The sequence below is a fragment of the Mycobacterium gordonae genome (genome assembly GCF_001417955.2).
Lineage (GTDB): Bacteria > Actinomycetota > Actinomycetes > Mycobacteriales > Mycobacteriaceae > Mycobacterium > Mycobacterium gordonae_B.
Genome location: NZ_LKTM01000082.1, coordinates 1 through 5,786, shown reverse-complemented (window position 1 = coordinate 5,786; position 5,786 = coordinate 1). Strand labels below are relative to the sequence as shown.

General features: G+C 68.6%; 4 protein-coding genes and 1 pseudogene. 2 read left to right on the top strand and 3 right to left on the bottom strand.

Annotation, left to right across the window (positions count from 1 at the left end; all coding sequences use genetic code 11):
* A pseudogene (locus AO501_RS40135) lies at nt 1–1,618 on the top strand (PE family protein); the annotation flags it as partial.
* On the opposite strand, the gene AO501_RS09640 reads toward AO501_RS40135, so the two are convergent.
* Both AO501_RS09640 and AO501_RS09635 read right to left on the bottom strand, forming a co-directional pair.
* Nucleotides 1,615–2,505: a DUF4436 domain-containing protein gene (locus AO501_RS09640; protein WP_063892844.1), complete on the bottom strand. Its 891-nt coding sequence runs from the start codon at nt 2,503–2,505 to the stop codon at nt 1,615–1,617. The pseudogene AO501_RS40135 and the gene AO501_RS09640 overlap by 4 nt on opposite strands.
* 16 nt (nt 2,506–2,521) lie before the next feature.
* Nucleotides 2,522–3,490, bottom strand: coding sequence for a DUF4436 domain-containing protein (locus tag AO501_RS09635; protein WP_411580305.1), 969 nt, complete (start codon nt 3,488–3,490; stop codon nt 2,522–2,524).
* 261 nt (nt 3,491–3,751) lie between these two features.
* Here AO501_RS09635 and pstS point away from each other — a divergent pair, with 261 nt between their 5' ends.
* Complete coding sequence (pstS, locus tag AO501_RS09630) at nt 3,752–4,894, top strand: phosphate ABC transporter substrate-binding protein PstS (RefSeq protein WP_055577508.1); 1,143 nt, start codon at nt 3,752–3,754, stop codon at nt 4,892–4,894.
* 2 nt (nt 4,895–4,896) lie between these two features.
* On the opposite strand, the gene AO501_RS09625 is transcribed toward pstS, so the two are convergent.
* A partial coding sequence (locus AO501_RS09625; protein WP_055577507.1) for a DUF4436 domain-containing protein occupies nt 4,897–5,786 on the bottom strand: 890 nt, incomplete at its 5' end.

The window sequence follows — 5,786 nt, the reverse complement described above, 5'->3', positions numbered from 1 at the left end:
GGGCGACTTGGGAGGCGACGGCGCTGCCGGCGGCAGGGGCGGGCAGGGCGGCCAGGGCGGCAGCGCCGGTGGCGCGACCGGGACCAGTGGTGCCGGCGGCGCCGGCGGTGTCGGCGGTCACGGCGGCAACGGCGCGGCGGGCTACAACGACGACGGCAATAACAACGCCACCGCCGGCGGCAACGGCGGCCGCGGTGGCAACAGCGGTTCCGGCGGCGCGGCCGGTGGCGTCGGCACCGGCGGCACGGCCGGACTCGATGGCACTGGCGGCCAGGGCGGAGTTGGAGGTACCGGTGGCAGCGGTGCCACCGGTAAGGCCGGCTACGACGGTGGACTCGGCGCGGCCGGTGGCCGGGGCGGCGCCGGAGGCTCGGGCGGAACCACCGGCGCCGGCGGTGACGGTGGCGCCGGCGGCGTGGGCGGGCAGGGCGGCGCAGGCGGCGCCGACCTGGGTCAAGGCGGGGCGACGGCTCCGGCGGGCAGCCAAGGCGGGGCCGGAGGCCGCGGCGGCAACGCCGGGGATGGCGCCGTATGGGGCGATGGCGGAGCCGGTGGCCGCGGCGGCAACGGTGGCGCGGGCGCTACCGGCGCCGACTCGATTTACGTCGGCGGACTCCCTGGCGCGGGTGACGTCGGCGGTCGCGGCGGCGACGGCGGCATCGGCGGCGACGGCGGCAATTCCGGCTTCGGCGGAGTCAACGGCGCCAGCGGCGCCGGGGGCGACGGAGGCGACGGCGGTGCCGGTGGTGCCGGCGTGCGGGCCGCGGCGCCCGCCGGGGGCCTCGGCGGTGCCGGTGGCAATGGCGGTGCGGGTGGCAAAGCGGGAACTGGCGGCGCGCTCAGTGAGATAGGCGGGGCCGGCGGGGACGGCGGCAAGGGCGGTGCCGGTGGCGCCGCCAAGCCCAACTACATCGACAGCGGAATCCTCAAGGGCGTGACCGGCGGTGGCGGCGGTAAAGGCGGGGCCGGCGGCGCCGCTGGTAGCGGTGACCTGTACGCGACGGGTGGCAATGGCGGCCAGGGTGGCGACGGCGGGCGCGGCAGCGTTATCACCCAGTCGAGCACCTCGGGCAGCATTACCGGCGGCAACGGCGGCGTCGGCGGCACCGGCGGTACCGGGGGCGCCAGCTCCGGCGGCGTCCTGCAGAACACTGCGGGCGCCGGCGGAATCGGCGGCACCGGCGGGGCCGGCGGCTCCGGCTCGCCCGGGAGCGGCATCTTCAGCGGCGGCTTCGGCGGCACCGGCGGCGCAGCCGGGACGGGCGGCGTGGGCGGTCAGGCAAGCGGTCCGGGCGCGATCGGCGGCGTGGGCGGCCAGGGCGGTGTCGGCGGTGTCGGCGGCACGGGCGGCAACGCACTGCCGAACACCGGGCTCCGCGGCGGTAACGGCGGCGCCGGCGGTACCGGCGGAGCGGGCGGCGTCGGCGGAACGGGCACCACGAACGGCGCCGCCGGTGACGGCGGGTTCGGCGGCGGCGGCGCTCATGGCGGCACCAGCGGCAACGGAGTGGTCGGCGGCCTGGGCGATGTCGGCAAATCCGGCACCCCGGCTGCCAATGGTGTCCCCGGCACCGGTGGCGGAGGCGGCACGGGTGGCCTCGGCGGCGGCAGGGTCTAAGTCGGCCTGTCCCGGTACCACGCCACGATGTAGATGACCATGGCGGCGGCCAGCCCCAGCAACACCCAGATCACCAGGCCCTGGTCGATCCATGCCCCCGTCGGCGGCGAACCCGGTAGGAAATTGCGCAGCGGCGCCACCGCGAACAGCATCGCCGCGTACCAGGTGCCGAACGGCGGCAGGAACGGCCGCCGGCGCGTCACCATCTGAATCGCGACGAACAGCGCCACCGCCGGCAGCGTGATGAGCACCAGGCAGATGCCGATGTCGAAGATCCGTTGCGCCCGCGTCCGCTTCAGGGTGATGACGACGTCGTTGGGGCTGTCGGCGACTTCTGCGACGTCGATGTCGAAGCCGTCCGCCGATCCGTCCACCTCGACCTTGGCCGCTTCGTAGTGGCGGTCCTGGCCCGCACCGGCCAGCCATTCGGCTCGGATCGGGTCGGTGGTGTAGGTGTCCAGCGGCCAGTTGCGCGGCTCACCGCGCGCCTCGATCGCGGTCTTTTTCGGTTCGGGCGCCTTATTCAGGTCGTACGACACCTCCCCCAGGTCGTCCTGCATGGGAAAGCGCACCGCCGTGTCGATGTTCAGCCGGCCGGTCTTCTTGTCGACGATCGCTTCGTCCGGCTTGAGCACCAGCGTCACGTCGAGCATGTTCTCTTTGTTGCGCAGTCCGTCTATGTGCACCTTCACCACGGTGTCCTTGGGGGATCGCAGATCCACCTTCGGCAGCGGGTGCGGGGCCAGCCATTGATAGTTCAGCAGGGTGAAGATGTAGACCGCGGCGAAGCCGATGAGTATCGAGGAGTCGAGGATCAGGTGCTTTCGCACCGACATGTGTTTGTGCTCGGGGATCCCCGGCTCAGGCGGGGGAGCATCGGCCGACACGAAGTCAGATGGTAGATCAGTCCCCTTGACGCACCCAAGCGACGATATACAGGCTCATCGCCGTCACGAGCGCGATCAGCACCCACTGCACGATCGCCTGGTCGATCCACGATCCGGGTGGTGGAGCGCCCGGAAGGATGTTGCGCAACGGAACGATGGCGAACAGGTTTGCGGCGTACCAGGTTGCGAACGGCGGCAGAAACTTCCGCCTGCCCAATGCCATCGGGACTGCCACCAGAAGAGCCAGCGTCGGCAGCGCGATGAGGACCAGACAGATCCCCAGATCGAAGATCAACGGGCCCTTCGCCCTTTTGAAGGTCACCACCACGTTGCCGTTGTCCATAGCCCGTGAGGTGGGTAGAGCAGCGGGATCATGCACCCGGTTGACGCTGATCTCCCAACCGTCGAGCGCTCCGGTCACCTCCACCCGGGCAGGTACCTTCTTGAGGTTGTCGCCGGACCCGACGAACGCGTCGGCGGCGATCGGTTCGGTGCGATAGGAATCGAACGGCCAGTTGCCGGGGTCGCCGTGCGCTTCCACGGTGGTGCTCAGTTGTGCCGGGGCTTTGCCTTTCGGGTAGTGCAGGTCGCCCAGGTCGCTGGTGGGATAGAGGCGCACGGCAACGTCGGTGCCCAGCACGTCGAAGCGGTTGTCATACGACGAAATGCTGGGATAGACAAGCACATCCACTGTCAGTCGGTTGGCGACCGGCTTCAGTTCCTCCAGCCGCAACTGCACGATCGTGGCATCGCCACCGCCCTGACTGAGGTCCAGCGGGGGAAGCGGGCCCTCAGATCTTTGCAGAATGTGTACCCCGACCAGCGACAGCACGTAGAAGATGACGATGACCGTCAGAATGATGATGCCGACCAGGATGCGCGATTTCTGCGGCTTCTTCGCCGCCGGCTTTTTCTTCTTCTTGTGCGGCTTCTCCGCCGGTCGCGGTTTGTCCGTCGACGGGGTGGGTGGAGCCTCAGTGGTCACCGCACACCTCCGCTCGCCACGCATCCCCACCGCTCGAGGTCAGATGCTAGCGAACTACCCGGACCCCCGCGCCTCGACTGAATTCGGTTCACCGGCAATACATCTGGCCGTAATCCGGCAGCCTGGCCGACCGCGCCACCCGAGACACCGGACGTTAACCCAGAAAAGCCGACCGGTTCACCCGATGTTCGCCTCAGCGCGCCGATTCGGACAGGTGTCGGTGTCAGCATGAGCGTCTGCTGCTTTGAGAGGGGCCACCGCATGACGCGCAAACGACCGGCCGTCGGGGTCGGCCTGCTGGCCGCCGGCTCCCTGGTGCTCTCGGCCTGCACCACCGCACAAGCCACCCTCCCCTACGTGAGCGGGGCCAAGGTGGCATGCGGCGGCAAACAGACGCTGACCGCCAGCGGCTCGACCGCGCAGGCTCATGCGATGACGCGGTTCATCGACGCCTACCACAAGGCGTGCTCCGAGCAGACGCTCAACTACAACGCCATCGGCTCTGGCGCCGGGATTAACGAATTCCTCTCCGGCAAGACCGATTTGGCGGGATCTGACACGCCCCTGTCGGGCGATCAGTACGCTGCCGCCAAACAGCGGTGCGGCGGGGCCGACGCCTGGAACCTGCCCGTCGTGTTCGGCCCGATGGCCATCACCTACAACCTCGCCAACGTCGACACCCTGGTGCTCGACGGGCCCACGCTCGCCAAGATTTTCAACGGCACGATCACGCGCTGGGACGACCCTGCGCTCACCGCGCTGAATGCATCGATGCCGGCCGAAGACATCCGCGTCGTCTACCGCAGCGACGCGTCAGGAACCACCGACAACTTCCAGTCCTATCTGAACGCCGCGTCCGCCGGGGCGTGGAAGCAAGGCACCGGCAAAGCTTTCAACGGCGCGGTCGGCGTTGGCGCCGTCGGCAACAAGGGCACGGCGGAGTTGGTCAAATCCACCGAGGGCGCGATCAGCTACAACGAATTGTCCTTCGCCCTCGAACAAGGTCTCTATGCCGCCGAGATCAAGACGCCCGCGAGCCGCCGGTCGCTGCGGCCCGTCCGGATCGGCACCGACACGGTCGGCAAAACCATCAGCGGAGCCAAGATCGTCGGCGAGGGCAACAACCTCGTGCTCGACATCTCGTCGTTCTACAACCCGGCCCAACCTGACGTCTACCCGATCGTGCTGGCCACCTATGAGATCGTCTGCTCGAAGTACCCCACACCTGAAGTGGCACTGGCGGTCAAGGCGTTCCTGCAGGCCGCGATCGGCCCGGGTCAAGTCGATCTGAACAAGTTCGGCTACATCCCGTTGCCGGCCGGATTTCAGGCCCGGGTGTCCGAAGCCGTCGACGCGATCGGCGCGGTCGGCGATGCGCCGCAGCGGAGTGAACCGCCCGCCTGACCTCAGTCCGACTGTTTTCGGTAGGCCATGATGAACAACGTCATCGCGACGATCAGTGCGAGCAGCACCCACAGGGTGATGGCCTGGTCGACCCATGACCCTTCCGGCGGCTTGCCGGGGAAGATGTTGCGCAACGGGACCACTGCGAACAGCATGGCGGCGAACCACGACACGAACGGCGGCAAGAACTTCTTCTTACCCAACGCCATTGGGATGGACACCCACAGCGCCAGCGCCGGCAGGGCGATGAGCACCAGGACGATGCCGACGTCGAAGATCAGCGTGCTCTTGGACCGGTGCAGCGTGATGATCACGTCGTCCGGGCGGGGCGAACTCTGGGTCGACTCACCGACGCGCCTGACGGTGGCGTCCCAGCCGCCGACCTCTCCGATCACCTCGACACGGGCGTCTTCCACCGTCCGGTTCTCGCCGGTTCCGGCGAACACCTGGGCCTGGATGGTGCCGGTGGTGTAGGAGTCGAAGGGCCAGTTGGCGGGGTCGCCCTGCGCGTCGAGATAGGTGGTCTGTTGGGCGGGTGACTTACCCACCGGGTACTGCAGGTCCCCCAGGTCGTTCTCCGGGTACATCCGCACGGTGAGGTCTTGAGTCAGCGTGTGGAATTTCTTGTCGAACTTCGAATCCTCGGGAATGACAAGCACACTCACCTTGAGGCGGTTGTTGACGGTGTCCAGTTCCTCGATCTTCACCTGCACCACGGTGTCTTCGGTGGTGCCCATGTCGGCTTCCGGCAGCCCCTCAGCCGAGGTGGCCAGCAGGTGCACCCCGACCAGCGAGAGCACATAGACCACGACCACGGCCAGGATCACGCCGATGTCGATCAGGATGCGTTTGCCCCGCGACGACTTCGGCGGCGGCGATGACGGTGCCGTGG

Excerpts from the sequence above, each read along its gene's own strand:
- pstS (WP_055577508.1), top strand. The coding sequence starts at position 3,752 with ATGACGCGCAAACGACCGGCCGTCGGGGTCGGCCTGCTGGCCGCCGGC.